The following is a 16654-nucleotide window of genomic DNA, read 5'->3' as shown; positions in this document are numbered from 1 at the left end:
AACGTTACCAAAATCATTTAAAGGATGTGTTTAAATTGTTATCACAACAAACAATTGACATTATTAAATCAACAGTTCCAGTACTAGAACAACATGGCGTTACAATTACTAAAACATTCTACAAAAACTTGTTTGAAAAACATCCTGAATTACTAAACGTATTTAACCGTGCCAACCAACAAAGAGGTCGTCAACAAACAGCACTTGCAAACGCTGTTTACGCAGCTGCAGCTCATATTGACAATTTACAAGCAATTATTCCAGCAGTAATGCAAATTGCACATAAACACCGTGCACTTGGAATTTTACCAGAGCAATACCCAATCGTTGGAGAAAACTTACTTGGTGCAATTAAAGAAGTACTTGGCGATGCAGCAACTGACGAGATTATTAATGCTTGGGCAGAGGCTTATGGTGTTATTGCAGATGTCTTTATTTCAATTGAAGAAGACCTTTACAAAGAAGCAGAAGCAAATGGAGGATGGCGTTTATTCAAACCATTCAAAGTTGCAAAAAAAGTTGCAGAGAGCGAAGAAGTAACTTCATTCTACTTCGAACCAGAAGATGGTACGCAATTACCTGACTTTAAACCAGGTCAATATATTACTGTTCGTGTAAAAGTACCTGGAGATGAATTCACTTCAGTTCGTCACTATACACTTTCAGAGGCATTAGAAAATAATCAATACCGTATCTCTGTAAAACGCGAAGATGCTTGTGAACCAAACGGTGTCGTTTCAAACTATCTTCACGATCAAGTTAACGAAGGCGATACTATTGAATTAAGTGCACCAGCTGGTTTATTCACATTAGAACAAAATAGCAACCCTGTACTATTTGTAAGCGGAGGTATTGGAGTGACTCCTCTAAATACAATGCTACAAACAATGGAACTTGGCCGCAATGTTACATTTGTACAAACTGCACGTAACGCGAAATCAGTTGCATTTAAAGAACAAATTGAGAAAAAAGTAAATGAATTAAATGGTACTTACCGTGTTCATTATTCAGATGAGGCTGGCTATATTAAAAAAGAAGATTTAGCACCTTTCATCAAAGAAAATACAGAGGTTTACGTTTGTGGACCAGCTCCATTTATGAAAGCTATTATTTCCATTGCTAGAGATTTAAACGTTTCTGGTGAAAATATTCACTTTGAGTTCTTTGGCCCTGCAATGTCTTTAGAAGCATTAGCTAATGCTAACTAATATTTACTCTTAAATCATCCTTATTCCTATCCTTTTCCTATACAAATAAAAAATCCCCACAACTAAAGTAGATTATCTTTAGCTGTGGGGATTCTATTTTTACTAGCAATAATACACGTAAATTTCTCCTTCTAAATGCTTCTTCACCTTTTCTTCTTTCTCTAAATAATCCAGATGACCAATTGTTTTGGAAAGTGTAAGACCGAGCTGCTTCTTATATATAGAAGGATATAATTCTTTTGTAACCTCGAATACTGTTTTAGGTGTTGATAGAATATTTAGCACTTGTTTGGCACGAAGCTCATCTTTTTCTAATCGTAGAGAAATTAAATCATTTATATTTTCGATGTCGTTTCCATGACCTGCAAAGATTTTTCTTAACTGTAAATTCTGAAGTAGTATTAATGAATTATGATATTGCAAAAGAGATTTTGGTCGGACGTTTGATAAATCTACAGGTGGTTCTACTAAAGGATTAGAAGCGACTTTATCTAATAATAAGTCACCACCAATTGCAACCCTTGAATTTTCCTCAACAAAGATTAAGTGACTTTGGGCGTGTCCTGGAGTGTAGTAAGCAATTAAACCCGGATGTCCAGGAATTTCATCACCATCATTGATAAATTGAGTTAAAGGGGTTGTACCAAATAGCTCCATTTCCCCACGCACTTTAACAATTTGTTCAATATACTCCTCAGGTACTGCCTGTAATCGTAAATTTGATCGATAAAATTCATTCCGATATACAATAAATTCATTTGTTTTCCGCATCCAATGGTCAACATATTCATGTCCCAAAACCGCTGCATCCGGGAAAGCATCCACCCATCCAGCATGATCGGGATGATGATGAGTTAGAACAACTTGCTCAATATCACTCATTTCATAACCTGCAGAATGGATACCCCATTTCAATGCCTCATAAGCTTCAGTAGTTTTTGGACCTACGTCAAATAATGTAAGTGCGTCCCCTTTTACTAAAAAAGCATTTACATCCCCGATTGCATATGGTGTTGGTATTACAATTTTATGTACATTCATAGAATATCCCCCTTGATTAACACCGCAATTCTAATATTATAATTGAATAGTAGTTCATTTCATTTTACTTCTTTTTTTCCAGTTCGTCACTAAACATAGTTGACAGAAATTATAGAAATGCATATAATCTTGATAATTCAAAAAATTTTTGTTAAAGCGATGATGAAGCCAAGTAAATGTTTTGATGGTTTAAGAGAGTGCTACATTTGGTGAAAGTAGCATAACCCACTCATTTCATTGAACCTACTTCTGAGCAGTCATGACAACATGACCGTATCCTTTGCGTTAATAAGGAACAAGTTGTGCTATATTTAGCAAACTAAGGTGGTACCGCGGAAACTATATGCGTTTTCGTCCTTAAATTTAAGGACGAAAACGCATTTTTTTATTTTAGAAAAGAACGCTCGAGCAATATTTTCTTAAAAAATACATAATAATTAGTGGAGGGATATGGATGCAAAAGGTTATTTTTATTGGTGCTGGGTCAATTGCAGAAGCTTTAATCCAAGGCTGGGTAGAACAGGAAGTTGTACCTTCTAAACAGATTTATGTAACGAATCGTTTTCATTTCGAGAGATTGGAATATTTAAGTTCGTGTTATGGAACTCAAATTTTACAGGATAAGAATGAAATTTATGATGCAGATTTAATTATTTTGGCAGTTAAACCTAAAGATGCAAAAACAGCCATGCAATCTATCAGACCATATATTTCTCCAAATGCATCGATACTATCCGTTATGGCAGGAATTTCCATTAATACAATTGAAAACGAATTAGGAAATCGACCAATCGCAAGGGTTATGCCAAACACATCAGCAACAATCGGCATGTCAGCAAGCGGCGTTGCCTTTAACCAAGATGCGACAGTCATCCAAAAGCAAACTTTCCTTCAAATGCTAGAAGCAATTGGAATTGTTATAGAGGTAGAGGAAGATAAACTTCATGCAGTTACTGCCCTATCAGGTAGTGGACCTGCATATTTGTACTACTTATTAGAAGCATGGGAAAGTGTTGGGACAGAGTTTGGATTATCAAAAGAAGATGTTCGAACTTTAATGATTCAAACCATTGCAGGGTCTGCAGCGATGCTTCAATCTGTAAAAGAAGAACCAACCATTTTACGACAAAAGGTTACAAGCCCTGGCGGAACAACAGAAGCTGGTATTCGTGCCTTAGAGAGCAACCACTTTAAAGAAGCCATTTTCGCTTGTATTAAGAGCGCTGAAGCGAGATCTCGAGAACTGGCTAAAGGTGTATAAATTCATAATAAATCAACATAAATCGGGTGCAATTATGCACCCTTTTTATTTCATCTTAATATTGGTAAAACACATTAATTGAAAAAGTCAGCATTTAAGTTATGATACCAATAGACGAGAAAAATATTGAAGGGGGTTTTTTAAATGGCTTTGTTATTTAAACCTTTTACTATAAAAAATCTAGAATTAAAAAACAGAATTGTCATGTCTCCTATGTGTATGTATCAAGCAAAAAACGATGGTTTTGCGACTGACTTTCATTTAACCCATTATACTTCACGTGCAGTTGGCCAAGTAGGGTTAATTATTGTTGAAGCAACAGGAGTTGTTCCAGAAGGAAGAATAACTGAAAATGATTTAGGAATATGGAGCGATAATCATATAGCAGGATTATCCCGTATCGTAACAAACGTGAACGCGTATGGTGCAAAAGCTGGTATCCAATTAGCACATGCGGGAAGGAAAGCTACAGTAAGAGATGATATTTATGCCCCATCTGCAATTGCATTTAATGATCAATATAAGACACCAATCGAAATGTCAAAAGACGATATCGCGTATGTGGTGGATTCATTCGCAAAAGCAACTGTACGTGCAAAAAAAGCTGGTTTTGAATTTATAGAAATTCATGGCGCACATGGGTATTTAATTAATCAATTTTTATCTCCATTAACAAATAAAAGAGAAGATGATTATGGTGGAGCTGCTGAAAATCGTTACCGGGTTCTTCGCGAAGTACTTGATGCAGTGCGTTCAGTGTGGAATGGTCCTATATCAGTTCGTGTCTCAGCAAATGAATATGTGGAAAATGGGCTAACAGCAGAAGACTATATTCAATTTGCAAGATGGATGAAGTCGCAAGATGTGGACCTAATCGACGTAAGTTCTGGTGGTGTTGTTCCAGCACATGTTGAATCATTCCCGCTTTATCAAGTTCCATTTTCTGAAACCATTCGAAATGGTGCTGAAATTAAAACAGGTGCGATCGGGATTATTACAACAGGGAAAGAAGCGGAAGATATTTTACAACAAGAGAAAGCTGATTTAATTTTATTAGGGCGTGAATTATTGCGTGATCCTTATTTCCCTTACCGAGCAGCTCAACAATTAGGAGTGCACCTTGAAGCTCCAAATGATTCATATAGACGCGGATGGCATCAATAAGCCAAAATAACATTATTTTTCTAAATAAATGATATTATTTCCTAGGAAATGTAGGTTTTTGATATTTGTTGTTGTCGAAAAGTGTAATTCTACTTATTTATTATTACTTTTTTCTACATTTTCCACCAAAACAAAGCGTGAACAAATGAATTTTGTTCACGCTTTTTAATGTTTATGTTTTAATTAATCAAATAAATCTCCATTTTTCCAATCGAAATTTGAAAAGTCCTTTGCAATGAATACGCTAGGGAAAATCTCTCTAGCATCATTAAGTAGCCTATTTATATCGTGCGGAAGAAAACGTGCACTAATATGATTTAAAATTAGATGCTTTGCCCCACTCTCTAAAGCAATTTTTGCAGCATCAATATTTGTTGAATGACCATAGCTACCTGCAAGGTTTTCTGTTAATTCATCAAACGTTGCTTCATGCACAACAATATCCGCATCCGTACTTAACTCTTTTGCATTATTACAATATTTTGTATCACCTAATATCGTAACCGTGAAGCCCTTTTTCGGTGGCGCTGTGACATCGTGACTATTAACGATTGTTCCATCGTCAAGTGTGACGCTTTCCCCATTTTTCAATTTCCCCAAAAGAGGCCCTTTAGGAACTCCAAGCTCAATTGCTTTTTCAACTAATAATTCTCCTGGTAATGGCTTTTGTTCAATTCGAAAGCCGAAACAAGGGATCACATGCTCTAGTTCAAGTGCATGGACTACGAATTGTTCATCTTCAAACAATACTCCCTCCTGAACTTCAATAAATTGGATTGGATACGTTAAATGAGTTTTTGTTACATCTAGTGAAGCAAGAATCCACTCTTGCAATCCTTTTGGGCCGTAAATAGTGAGAAGATCTTGTCCTCCTAAAAACGAACGCGAGCTAAGAAGGCCCGGTAGTCCAAAAATATGATCACCATGTAGGTGGGTAATAAATATTTTTTCTATTTTTCTAGGGCGAATGGTTGTATGTAAAATCTGATGTTGTGTCGCTTCTCCACAGTCAAAAAGCCAAATTGTACCCCTTTCTTCTAATAACTTTAATGCCAATGAACTTGTATTTCGTTCTTTTGAAGGCATTCCAGCGCCTGTTCCTAAAAATTGAAGCTCCATATTGTGCCCCCGTTCACTTAATATTTGTCGAATTCTACTATTATTTGCAACTTTTGTAAAGTATTCACTCAACTACATTGTAGTTATTCTTTTAAATCATCAAAGAAGTCTTTACTAAAACTTGTTTTGGATGCATATGTAGGTTTAGTTCCGAGATCAATTCCTTTTTTAATTGCTCCCTTACCAAATTTCCTTTCAATTTCATCAATTAATTCATATATAGGCTCCTGTTTCGCATGTTCTTCAAAATTAAATATCGAGAGCTGCTCTACTGTTTGTTTACGATCAATCACATTTGATACAGTAATTCCTAATAGCCTTATAGGGTTTCCATTCCAAGATTTATGAAACAACTTAAGTGCTTCATCATAAATCACCTCTTTATGATAAATCGGATTTTGAAAGGTTTTGCTGCGGCTATGATTTTGCCAATCTGCATCTCGGATCTGAATACTTATAGTTGAGCCACTTAATTTTTTTGCTTCTAATCGTTCAGCCACTTTAATAGCTAATTTTCCAAATGTCATTTCAATCTCTTCAAGATCCGTTGCATCATATGGTAGAGTTGTTGAGTTTCCAACACTTTTTGTATCGTAAATTGCATCGGGATTTACTTCTCTTGAATCTTCACCATTTGCTCTAGCCCTCAATCGAACTCCATTCTTCCCTAGAGAGTTGCGTAATACATGCTCATCAGCTTTTGCTAAATCACCGATTAAATTAATATTAAGTGACGCAAGCTTCTTAGCAGTACTTTCCCCTACCCCATGCATTTCGATTACAGGAAGGGGCCAAATCTTTATTGGAATATCACGCTTTCTCAAAATCGTAATCCCCATTGGTTTTTTCATATCAGAAGCAGTTTTTGCTAAAAATTTATTCGGTGCAATTCCTATTGAACAAGGTAAATCAAGTTCATTTTTTATTCGTTGTTGGATTTCTTGTGCAATTTCAACAGGATGCCGTTCATTTGACAGCTGTGTAATATCTACATAACCTTCATCAATCGAGACTGGTTCGACAAGTTCTGTATAACTACGCAATATGGCAAACATCGCTTTAGATGTAGTTCGATACTTTGGGAAATCGGGAGGTAAAATAATCAAATCTGGGCATTTTCGTCTTGCTTCACCAACATTCATGGTCGTATAAATACCTTTAGCTCGTGCTTCGTATGAACTCGTCACTATAATTCCACGGCGTTCTTTCGGATTACCTGCAATGGCAATCGCTTTTCCTTTTAGTTCAGGATTATAGGACTGTTCAACTGATGCGTAAAAACTATTCATATCATGCATTTATGATTAGTGAGATATTTGTTTATTCCTATTATTCCGTTGGGACTCTAATGTTCATCTAAATTATAAACATAATAGACAATTTAGACACAAAAAACCAAAAGAAAAAATCTGTAAAATAATTAATATGGTATTATTTGTAAAAACGAACGAATATCTTAACTAAAAAAGTAGACACTTTTCTCTTTTAAAGTAAAAAATCTAGAATCAGGTACACTTTCTACATCAATTCAAGTTAACTAATAATAGTAGTTTATAAGTTTTCTTTTTTTGCTTCGTTATACAAATAATTTAGGAATACTTCATCGTCTTTTGTAAATCGATAAAAGCAACCTATTTCTTTGTAAATAGACAGTTTTGCTTTTTCACAAACAACTTGTTCTTCTACATTACTAAAAAACCAATCATGAAGATAATTTGTTGAACGTCCTCGTTTATTTCTAATTTCTAAATATTCACTATGAAAAATCATATACCTCACATTAGCCCAAATCTTTCATCCGCAATAAAAGCTTTAGTAGTTTCATTTTTTAAACTAATTAATTTAGTTTCCATTTGATTATTCCTTTCTTAACAACTACAATCTGATGATTACATACCAAAACTACTATTATTGCTATCACTTTACATCCGCTACTTTTATATAAATAAAAGACCAGAACTTTTGTCCTGGTCAAATGATTACAGTTTACTTCTATATTTCAATTATTGATTTGTTAATATTACCCATTCTATTTAACCTTCTATTTGAAAATGTGTTCAAAATTTTATAAGTAGACATAACATTATATTACAAACATTATCCCTTAATACAATTCAAAATATCCCCTGCTAACATATTAGCTCCAGGTAAACCTTTTAAGTATTTTAAATCGCCATTTGCAGACCAATCAATATCTTTTAAATTTACTAAAAGACTAGCAATCTTAGCTGAATCTGGTTGTTGAGATTTAATTAGATAATTATCATTAATTATTTTATTTCCAGCAATAGCTAATGCGTACAAACAAGTAATATGAGTTAATTTATATAATTTGCTATCTTCCCATTCTTCTGGAAATAACTCTTTAATTAAATTGAAATAAAATAGTGCTAAGTTAAGCTTCTTTTCTTTTGGTAGCTCCGCTAACTCTGATTTCTTTGTTAAATATTTAACAATATTATATAAGTTTTGTAGCGTTATATTTTTCTCTTTAGTTCTCTTTCCAATTAAAGTACCTTTACTAAAAAACGGACTCTCTGTCTTAAGAATTAGATTTGTGGCAACCCAACTTATTTCATCATTCTCCCTATTTAGATAACGACTCAAAGAAGTACCTATCCCTTTTGCTTTCGTATTGATTACATCAAATAATTTTATTTCTTCATCTTCATCCAAATAATGAAATGCTAAAAATGGAACATTTAATGTAGTATCCGTTTCAATTATATATTCTTTTATGCCCCCTAACCTGTGTTGCCCATCCATTAACGTCGCTTTTTTCTTACAAATTAATCTTCCGTAATTCGGACGGTGATTATCATATGCATGAAATTCCCAATTCCCAGCAGCATTGAGCAAAATAGGAGTATAAAGCGCATCTTCCCCATGTGAAAGATAATTTGCAAAGTCTTTGCAGCGCTTTTTATCAATAGGTCGCTGATATCCTTTACCAGAAGGATCATTATATAGTTTTGAATATGAAAAGTTAACAGCTACCTGTGATGATACAAACCCTTGATAAGAAACACGCCCTCTCATTTTGGATTGTATTACATTTTCTATTGCTATATTTGAAGGTAAGTTATTACTCATAGTATATAAATTCTCCTTATTAAAAATTTGATACTACGAAATTATAGTACTTATAAGTACAAAAATCAACGAAAGTTATCATATATGTATCTGTAATGCTTTTGAAACCTCACATAGTCTTAAAGTGAGGTGATTTTGTGGATAGTTTAGTGAAATTAGTTGGTATCAATATCAAAGAGATTAGAAAATCAAAAAAAATGACACAAGATGAACTTGCAGAAAAATGTGGTCTTCAAACATCCTATTTAGCAGCCGTTGAAAGAGGAGACAGAAATGTTACCTTGCAAACATTAGAAAAAATTATAGTTGGACTTGAAGAAGTACCAGCTACGATTTTTAATTTTGAAAACCTTAACTTAGACCAGAAACACCTAGTAAAAAAAGATTTAATTATGTTACTACTTAATTTAATGGAGAACAAAAGTGAGTCCGAAATACGCTTAATACTTAATGTTGCAACTGAGATATTTACAACCTTCAAAGCAAAATAAAAAATAGCTTGTTGATTTTTTAAAATCACAAGCTATTTCATTTTATTTCAATGGTGATTACTTGTAGCACTATAAGGAAGTGATTAATTACTCTTCATACTGATATAATCCCCTGTATAAATTTAAATAGTGGGTCCTAGAATATTTCCGTTGTATTCCCAGCCTTTTATAAAAACACCTGGAAGTGTTTCTTGATATTCAGCACTAACTGGGAAATATTAAATACCATTTTTGATAGTATACTCTAGTGTAGGAATATCCCGTGTTATGACGATTTATTTATAATTTAAGCAATAAAGCATGCTTTAGTATATTCAAAATTATTTTATTTTTATTTAAATAAAAACGCATCTCCAAGAGTAACTCGAAGATGCATTGATTATTTACTATTCATATTGTTATAATACTTCCACTTGTCCCATCATACCATTTTCTTCATGTTCAAGAACGTGACAATGGAACATATAGATCCCTTTGTTATTGAATTTTACTGCTAGTTTTATTGTTTGCCCTGATTCTATTGCAACAGTATCTTTCCATCCTTGTAGACTTACAGGTGGTTCTTTTCCATCAATTGAAACAATTTTAAATTGTGTGCCATGAATATGGAAAGGATGTGTCATACCACCCATCATATCTGGTTTATTATAAATTTCCCAAATTTCTGTTTCCCCTTGTTTTTGTGTGAAATCAATTCGATTCATATCAAATTGTTTATCATTGATATATACCATTTTACCCATACCAAATAATTCAAGTTCTTTCGTAACAGGTAAGTTTTTTTCCTCTTCTGTTACTACATAATTATTTAAAGTTTCTTGAATTTTTATTGAATTTGTTTTTTGTTCATCAATTTTAAATGGCAATAAGATAGTATCATCTTCATTAATTAGGGCTATATCGCTTGAAGCATCAAGATTAGAAAAATCAACAATGATTTCTGCTCGTTCACCGGGTGTTAATGTAATTTCTGATATCTCAGTTGGTTTATTTAGGAATCCACCATCTGTTGCAATTTGTTTGAATGAATCACCTGTGTTTAATTTAAATGTATAGTTACGAGCATTCGATCCGTTCAATAATCGTAAGCGTACTTTCTCTTTTCCTACTGTCAGCTTAGGGTCAAGAGTTCCGTTTACTAACATTGTATCACCAATTGTTCCATCTTGATTACGAACCGCTTTGTAATCAAATTGTTTATCTTCATTAAATTGTCTGTCTTGGAATACTAAAGGGAAATCATTTGTACCATAATCATCAGGCAAGCCTAGGTTTTTAGAGTTATTATCTTCCACATAGATTAATCCTGCCAAGCCTTTATACACTTGTTCTGCAGTTGCTCCTTCAGGATGTGGATGGAACCATAAAGTAGAAGCTTGTTGATTTACCGTAAATTCCACTTCTTTAGTTTCTCCAGGTTGTAACAATTGATGTGGCCCACCATCTCCTACTCCTGGAACATCTAGACCATGCCAGTGGAAAGTAGTTGCTTCTGTTAGATTATTGTTTGTACGGAATTTTACAGTATCACCTTTATTTATTCGAATAACTGGTCCTAAGAATGAACCATTATATCCATAGGTTTCAGTTTGAACTCCTTTATAAATTTCTGTTTTCCCTTTTTGTGCTGTAATATCATAAACAATTCCATTTTCTTTATCTGGTTCAAGTAATGGTGGAAGTGCAATTTCATTTTCTCCTGTGGAATTATTTAAAGCTACCGGATTTGTATGACTTGCATGACCATTTTCCATATCCATACCTTCCATACCCATCATTTCTTCTTCTGACATGTTAGAATGATCCATATTCGCCATTTCTTCTTCAGTCATATTAGAATGGTCCATGGTTTCATTTTTATTGGATTCAGAATTACTTGCACTACATCCTCCAATGATCACAGTGCCAATCAATAACGAAGTAATCCATATTTTAGATTTCATTATTCCATCCTCCTTTTATTTATCACATAAAAAATGTAACAAAAAATTATGGAGAAAATATGGAGTTTAAAAATTATATTACTTAATCCTACAATACATAAATCCAAACAATATTAAGAGAAACATAATAGAGTAGAACTAAAAATGAAAACTGATTATATAGTCTAATTTTTACTAATCATTAAATAATGGCTAAACCTCCGACATATAGTGTTTCGAGGTGGATAAACTATGCCAAAAAAATTAATATTCTTTTTAGGGTTTATTTCTATGTTATTTCTATCACCAATCATCGTAAGTTCTCTTTCTACTGAGTATCAAAATAAAGTACTTGAAGAGCAGCCAGCACCTAAAAAGCCGATTAACGCTTCTACGGCCAACGCTCAACCTCCTATTGTACAACCTGATTCTAATGAATTAGTCGTTGATAAGAAACTAACATCACAAAAACTCGTGTACGCTCCTACAACCAAAGATGAATCTACCAATAGCATAGAACAAGCAGAAGCTAAGGAAGTTTTGATGCTTTTTACACATTCTCACGAAGCTTTTATCCCAATGGTAAAAAGTGAAAACGGAGAATCTGCTGTGTATCACTCAAGCTCCAATATTACTGAATTTGAAGAGATAATAAAAAAACATTTTAACCTTAATTCCTTAAATACAAAGTTTCTTGGTGTTGATACAATGGATGAATTAAAAAAAACAAATCGTACTTTTTCAGAAGCTTATAATGTTGTTCGCCCTTTCTTATCAACTGAACTTCAAAAAAATAATTATGATCTAGTCGTTGATTTGCACAGAGATTCTGCAAAAAGAGAAATATCAACTCTTAATTATAAAAATCAATCGTATGGAAAACTCTACTTTGTTGTAGGAGAAGACCACCGAGATTATTCAAAAAATCAATCTTACGCCCAACAGATCTCAGATCAGTTGAATGAGTTGGTACCCGGAATATCACGTGGTGTAATTGGTAAAAAAGGAGAACATGTCGATGGTATCTATAATCAAGATTTAGCCAATAACATGGTGTTAATAGAACTTGGAGGTATAGAGAATACACAAGAGGAGATTAATCGTACGATATCTGTTCTTGCAAAAGCCATTGCAATGGTTTTAAAAAATTCCTCTACTCAATAGTTGAAACTTATTTAATAAGGGTAATTTAACAAATAAAAAAAGACTGTCTAACAAACCGAATTTCTTAGAGTTGATTGACAGTCTTAGATGTCCATTTTAAGGTCTTCCCAAATAGAATATTTTATTTAGCTGACAATTCGCCTTCTGTTACCCATTTATGATTTGTTACTTTTTCTCCAGTTGTTGAAGTAAAGTTGACCATATAAACAGTAGTTTCTTCAGCAGAGTCAATTGTTGCAGTTGCACCTTGCATACCTTCCATATGGTCAGCATTTATAGTTACTTCTGTTCCTGGTTCTAGTGGTGCTTCGCCTGCGTCTGCCAATTCTTCATGGATAACCCATTTATGGTTTGTCACTGGAGCCCCACCTGTAGTTGGTGTATAAGAGACAGTATAAACTGTTGTATCATAAGCACCAACAATCGTAGCTTCTGCTCCTTTCATACCAGGCATATGATCTGATTGAATGATTGCATTACTGCCTACTGGGAATGTTGGATTTTCTGCTACTTGTAAACCTTCTGGCACTTCACCTGATCCAGAGTGGTTCATGTTTGAGTGGTCCATACCTTCTTTTGCTTCATTATCATTAGTCCCCGTATTATCCATGTTATGATCAGTTATTTCATTTGTCTCTTCTTGAGTAGTTTCATTTTGCGTTGTTTCGTTAGTATTTTCTCCTCCACATGCTGCAAGTGTTAAAGCTGCAGCAAACGAAATAATTCCAAGCATCATTTTATTCGACATTCATATTCCTCCTAGATCTGTTTATGATTCAGTTTTTTACCAATTCAAATTATAAACTTTAATTATGCAAAAATTATGGAGTGGTAAACAATTTTTAGTCTCAATTAAATGACTTCTAAATATACATAATTAAAAAGTGACCTACCGAAGTAGGTCATAACTTAAAATTATTTTTCTATCTTTACTCTTTGTAATCTTAATGCATTTAATACTACAGATACGGAACTAAATGCCATTGCAGCTCCCGCTACCCAAGGAGCAAGGAAACCTGCTGCAGCTATTGGAATACCGAGAGTATTATACGCAAACGCCCAAAATAGGTTTTGTTTAATATTTCTCATAGTTTTGTGACTCATAATGATAGCATCTGCAATGCTGTTTAAATCTCCACGAATTAAGGTAATATCTGCTGCTTCCATTGCAACGTCTGTTCCTGTACCGATTGCCATACCGGTGTCTGCAACTGCAAGCGCTGGGGCATCATTAATTCCATCACCTACCATTGCAACCTTTTTTCCAGAAGCTTGTAGTTTCTTAACTTCTTCCGCTTTTCCTTCTGGCAATACTTCTGCAATAACATGGTTAACACCTACTTCAGCACCAATTGCTTTAGCAGTTCGCTCGTTATCCCCTGTCATCATAATCACTTCGATACCCATATCTTGTAGGCGATTAATTGCTTTTTTCGAAGTATCTTTAATTGTATCCGCTACGGCTACAAGCCCGGCATAATGGCCGTCAATACTAGCTAACATAGCTGTTTTACCTTTTACCTCTAACTCTTCCATTGTACTTAATACAAACGAAATATTGATGTTATTTTCAATCATAAGTTTTCGGGTACCGATCAGAATTTCTTTATCTTCAATAATTGCCTTTACACCGTATCCGGGTATAGCTTCAAACTTTTCAACATTTACCAGTTTGATATTTCTCGCTTCAATACCCTGTACAATTGCTTCAGCAAGTGGATGTTCTGATTGTTTTTCACTTGATCCGATCATAGACAGGAATTCTACTTCATTAATTCCATCTGCTATAATCACATCAGTTAATTCTGGTTTTCCTTTAGTGACAGTACCTGTTTTATCAACAACTACTGTATTAATGTGATGAGTTTGTTCAAGATGTTCTCCACCTTTAAACAAAATACCTAATTCTGCTGCACGACCAGAACCCGCCATAATGGAAGTAGGTGTTGCAAGACCTAGTGCACAAGGACATGCAATTACAAGAACAGCAATCAACGCTTCAAGTGCAGGTGCAAATTCACCAGGTGACACAAATGCAATCCATATAACGAAAGTAACGAGCGCAATACCAATAACAATTGGAACAAAGATACCCGAAATTTTATCTGCTAATCTTTGGATTGGTGCTTTAGAACCTTGGGCATCTTCAACTACTTTTATAATTTGTGATAATGCAGTGTCTCGACCGATTTTCGTTGCTTGCATTTTAATAAATCCATTTTTGTTTATTGTTGATCCGAATAAAGTATCACCTTGCGTTTTATCTACTGGAATACTTTCTCCTGTTAACATTGATTCATCAACTGCAGTTTCACCTTCTATTACTTCACCGTCAACAGGAATTTTTTCTCCGGGTTTAACCAAAAGTGTATCTCCAACTACTACTTCATCAAGTGAGATTTCTGTTTCAACTCCATCACGAATAACTAATGCTGTTTTTGCTTGAAGTCCCATTAGCTTCTTAATAGCTTCAGAAGATCTTCCTTTTGCCTTTGCTTCAAAAAGTTTTCCTAAAATTATTAAGGTAATTAAGACTGAACTCGTTTCGAAGTATAGTTGCGCGTAATGGTGTTCCCCCATCGTTATAATAGCCTGATAAACACTATAGAAATAAGCTGCGGATGTCCCTAATACAACTAAAACATCCATATTTGCGCTTTTATTTCTTAGTGCTTTAAAAGCACTGACATAAAACTGCTTACCTATGATGAATTGAACTGGCGTAGCTAAAGCCATTTGTATCCATGGGTTCATTAAGATATCTGGCATATAAATGAAGGATGTGAAAGAAAAATGCCCGACCATAGTATATAAAAGTGGTAATGACAAAATTGCTGAGATAATGAACTTTTGTTTTTGTTTTTGGATTGCTCTTTCTCTATAATCTACTGCATCCTTTTCATTTTCTTTTAGATGTGCACCGTAGCCTAACTTCTCTACTCTTTGAATAATTTCTGTCACAGAAACTTGAGAAGGATTAAATTCAATAGTAGCATTTTCAAGAGCTAAGTTGACGTTTGCAATCGATACGCCTTCCATTTTGCTTAGACCTTTTTCGATTCTTGTTGCACAAGCAGCACAAGTCATTCCCGTAATGGTTAATTCTTTTTTCTCTTTTGCTATACCATAACCAAGATGTTGAATTTTCTTTTCAAAATCTTCTTCTTTTACTTTTTGTGGATCATATTTAATAACAGACTTTTCAAGTGCTAAGTTGACGTTTGCTTGTTCTACACCTTCCATTTTACTTAGCCCTTTTTCAATTCTTGTTGCACAAGCTGCACAAGTCATACCTGTAATCTGTAAACTTGTTTCTTTTAATTCATTACTCATGTTGCTTTCACCTCATGAAATATACCGATTAGGGGTATATATTTTTGAAATATATAGAGTGCTTTGTAAGCACCCTACATCTTTTTACTCAACATCGTATCCTTGATCGTCAATTGTCTCTTTAATTTTTTCAAGAGTTACCTTTTCATCATTGAATTCAACGTTTACCTTACCAGAGCCTAAATCAACTTTTACTTGTTCAACACCATCTAAAGATCCAACGCTACCTTCAATCGATTTTACACAATGACCACATGACATACCTTTTACGTTTAATGTTGCATTTCCCATATTTATTCTCTCCCTTTATTTTTTCATTAATTTTTGAATTGTGACAAGCACTTCATCTAAAACTTCTAAATCCCCTTCTTGAATACGATCAACAACACATTCTTTCATATGTGCTTCAAGAAGGAGTTTTGCTACACTATTTAACGCAGCCTGAGTAGCAGATATTTGTGTGATCACATCATCACAATAAGTATCTTTTTCAATTAAACCCTTTATACCTCGAACTTGCCCTTCTATCCGGTTAAGCCGAGACACAAGATTTTTCTTTGCTTTTTCTGAATGATGGCTTTTTCTTGTATTCGAATTAGAGCAAATACTTTCGTCTAATAAGGATTCATTTTTTAATTCGGGTTCCATGTTTTATTCCCCTCCTCAGCTTCAATATAGCATACCCCAGTACCCTATGTAAAGAGGATGAAAAAAGAAACATAAATAATTTATGCCTCTTCATAAAACTAGTATATAGGTTGTGATTTTCTCAGCATAACTATGCAATTAACTATGCATTGTTCAATTATAAGAAAATCGTTTAAGATCTATTGTATGGCCCTATAATTGTTATTTGCA

General features: G+C 34.0%; 15 protein-coding genes and 1 other annotated feature. Of the genes, 5 read left to right on the top strand and 10 right to left on the bottom strand.

Annotated elements, in window-relative coordinates; genetic code table 11:
* Window positions 1-35: 35 nt before the first annotated feature.
* Window positions 36-1208, top strand: a complete 1173-nt coding sequence (hmpA, locus tag JOD29_RS02735; protein ID WP_124761637.1) for an NO-inducible flavohemoprotein — start codon at window positions 36-38, stop codon at window positions 1206-1208.
* Window positions 1209-1310: 102 nt separating this feature from the next.
* Here the strand turns inward: hmpA and JOD29_RS02730 are convergent, their stop codons facing one another.
* On the bottom strand, window positions 1311-2249 hold the full coding sequence (locus JOD29_RS02730) for an MBL fold metallo-hydrolase (RefSeq protein WP_124761639.1): 939 nt from the start codon (window positions 2247-2249) through the stop codon (window positions 1311-1313).
* Between the two features lie 150 nt (window positions 2250-2399).
* Window positions 2400-2611 (top strand) — a binding site (T-box leader).
* Window positions 2612-2703: 92 nt separating this feature from the next.
* Here JOD29_RS02730 and proC point away from each other — a divergent pair.
* Together proC and namA are read left to right on the top strand one after the other, a co-directional pair.
* Window positions 2704-3510 (top strand): pyrroline-5-carboxylate reductase, encoded by an 807-nt coding sequence (proC, locus tag JOD29_RS02725; RefSeq protein ID WP_124761641.1) that lies wholly within the window; start codon window positions 2704-2706, stop codon window positions 3508-3510.
* A 144-nt stretch (window positions 3511-3654) separates the two neighbouring features.
* The gene (namA, locus tag JOD29_RS02720; RefSeq protein WP_124761643.1) at window positions 3655-4674 is read left to right on the top strand and encodes an NADPH dehydrogenase NamA; all 1020 of its coding nucleotides are present in this window, start codon (window positions 3655-3657) and stop codon (window positions 4672-4674) included.
* Between the two features lie 183 nt (window positions 4675-4857).
* On the opposite strand, the gene rnz is transcribed toward namA, so the two are convergent.
* The 4 genes from rnz to JOD29_RS02700 all read right to left on the bottom strand — a co-directional run bounded on the left by rnz (window position 4858) and on the right by JOD29_RS02700 (window position 8886).
* Window positions 4858-5793, bottom strand: a complete 936-nt coding sequence (gene rnz, locus JOD29_RS02715) for a ribonuclease Z (RefSeq protein ID WP_124761645.1) — start codon at window positions 5791-5793, stop codon at window positions 4858-4860.
* Between the two features lie 83 nt (window positions 5794-5876).
* The gene (locus JOD29_RS02710; RefSeq protein ID WP_124761647.1) at window positions 5877-7091 is read right to left on the bottom strand and encodes a DNA polymerase IV; all 1215 of its coding nucleotides are present in this window, start codon (window positions 7089-7091) and stop codon (window positions 5877-5879) included.
* 253 nt (window positions 7092-7344) lie between these two features.
* Window positions 7345-7563, bottom strand: a complete 219-nt coding sequence (locus JOD29_RS02705) for a hypothetical protein (RefSeq protein WP_124761649.1) — start codon at window positions 7561-7563, stop codon at window positions 7345-7347.
* Between the two features lie 327 nt (window positions 7564-7890).
* Window positions 7891-8886 (bottom strand): DGQHR domain-containing protein, encoded by a 996-nt coding sequence (locus tag JOD29_RS02700; RefSeq protein ID WP_124761651.1) that lies wholly within the window; start codon window positions 8884-8886, stop codon window positions 7891-7893.
* A 137-nt stretch (window positions 8887-9023) separates the two neighbouring features.
* Here JOD29_RS02700 and JOD29_RS02695 point away from each other — a divergent pair, with 137 nt between their 5' ends.
* Window positions 9024-9377: a helix-turn-helix domain-containing protein gene (locus JOD29_RS02695; RefSeq protein WP_124761653.1), complete on the top strand. Its 354-nt coding sequence runs from the start codon at window positions 9024-9026 to the stop codon at window positions 9375-9377.
* 398 nt (window positions 9378-9775) lie between these two features.
* Here JOD29_RS02695 and JOD29_RS02690 read toward each other — a convergent pair whose 3' ends face one another.
* Window positions 9776-11320 (bottom strand): multicopper oxidase family protein, encoded by a 1545-nt coding sequence (locus tag JOD29_RS02690; RefSeq protein WP_124761655.1) that lies wholly within the window; start codon window positions 11318-11320, stop codon window positions 9776-9778.
* A 231-nt stretch (window positions 11321-11551) separates the two neighbouring features.
* Between JOD29_RS02690 and spoIIP the strand changes: the two genes are divergently transcribed.
* Window positions 11552-12463 carry a stage II sporulation protein P gene (spoIIP, locus tag JOD29_RS02685; RefSeq protein ID WP_124761657.1) on the top strand — a complete coding sequence of 304 codons (912 nt, stop codon included), beginning with the start codon at window positions 11552-11554 and terminating at the stop codon, window positions 12461-12463.
* A gap of 121 nt (window positions 12464-12584) precedes the next feature.
* Here the strand turns inward: spoIIP and JOD29_RS02680 are convergent, their stop codons facing one another.
* From JOD29_RS02680 to JOD29_RS02665, 4 genes are all read right to left on the bottom strand, one after another.
* Entirely contained in the window at window positions 12585-13211 is a 627-nt protein-coding gene (locus tag JOD29_RS02680; RefSeq protein ID WP_124761659.1) for a YdhK family protein, read from the bottom strand.
* A 167-nt stretch (window positions 13212-13378) separates the two neighbouring features.
* Window positions 13379-15796: a heavy metal translocating P-type ATPase gene (locus tag JOD29_RS02675; RefSeq protein ID WP_124761661.1), complete on the bottom strand. Its 2418-nt coding sequence runs from the start codon at window positions 15794-15796 to the stop codon at window positions 13379-13381.
* Window positions 15797-15880: 84 nt separating this feature from the next.
* Window positions 15881-16087, bottom strand: coding sequence for a copper chaperone CopZ (gene copZ / locus JOD29_RS02670; protein WP_124761663.1), 207 nt, complete (start codon window positions 16085-16087; stop codon window positions 15881-15883).
* Window positions 16088-16102: 15 nt separating this feature from the next.
* Window positions 16103-16444 carry a metal-sensitive transcriptional regulator gene (locus JOD29_RS02665; protein WP_124761665.1) on the bottom strand — a complete coding sequence of 114 codons (342 nt, stop codon included), beginning with the start codon at window positions 16442-16444 and terminating at the stop codon, window positions 16103-16105.
* Between the last annotated feature and the right edge of the window lie 210 nt (window positions 16445-16654).

Origin of the sequence: Lysinibacillus composti, from assembly GCF_016908465.1 — a bacterium.
GTDB lineage: Bacteria > Bacillota > Bacilli > Bacillales_A > Planococcaceae > Ureibacillus > Ureibacillus composti_A.
The sequence above is the reverse complement of the archived record's forward strand: the minus strand, read 5'-3'. Positions and strand labels throughout refer to the sequence as shown.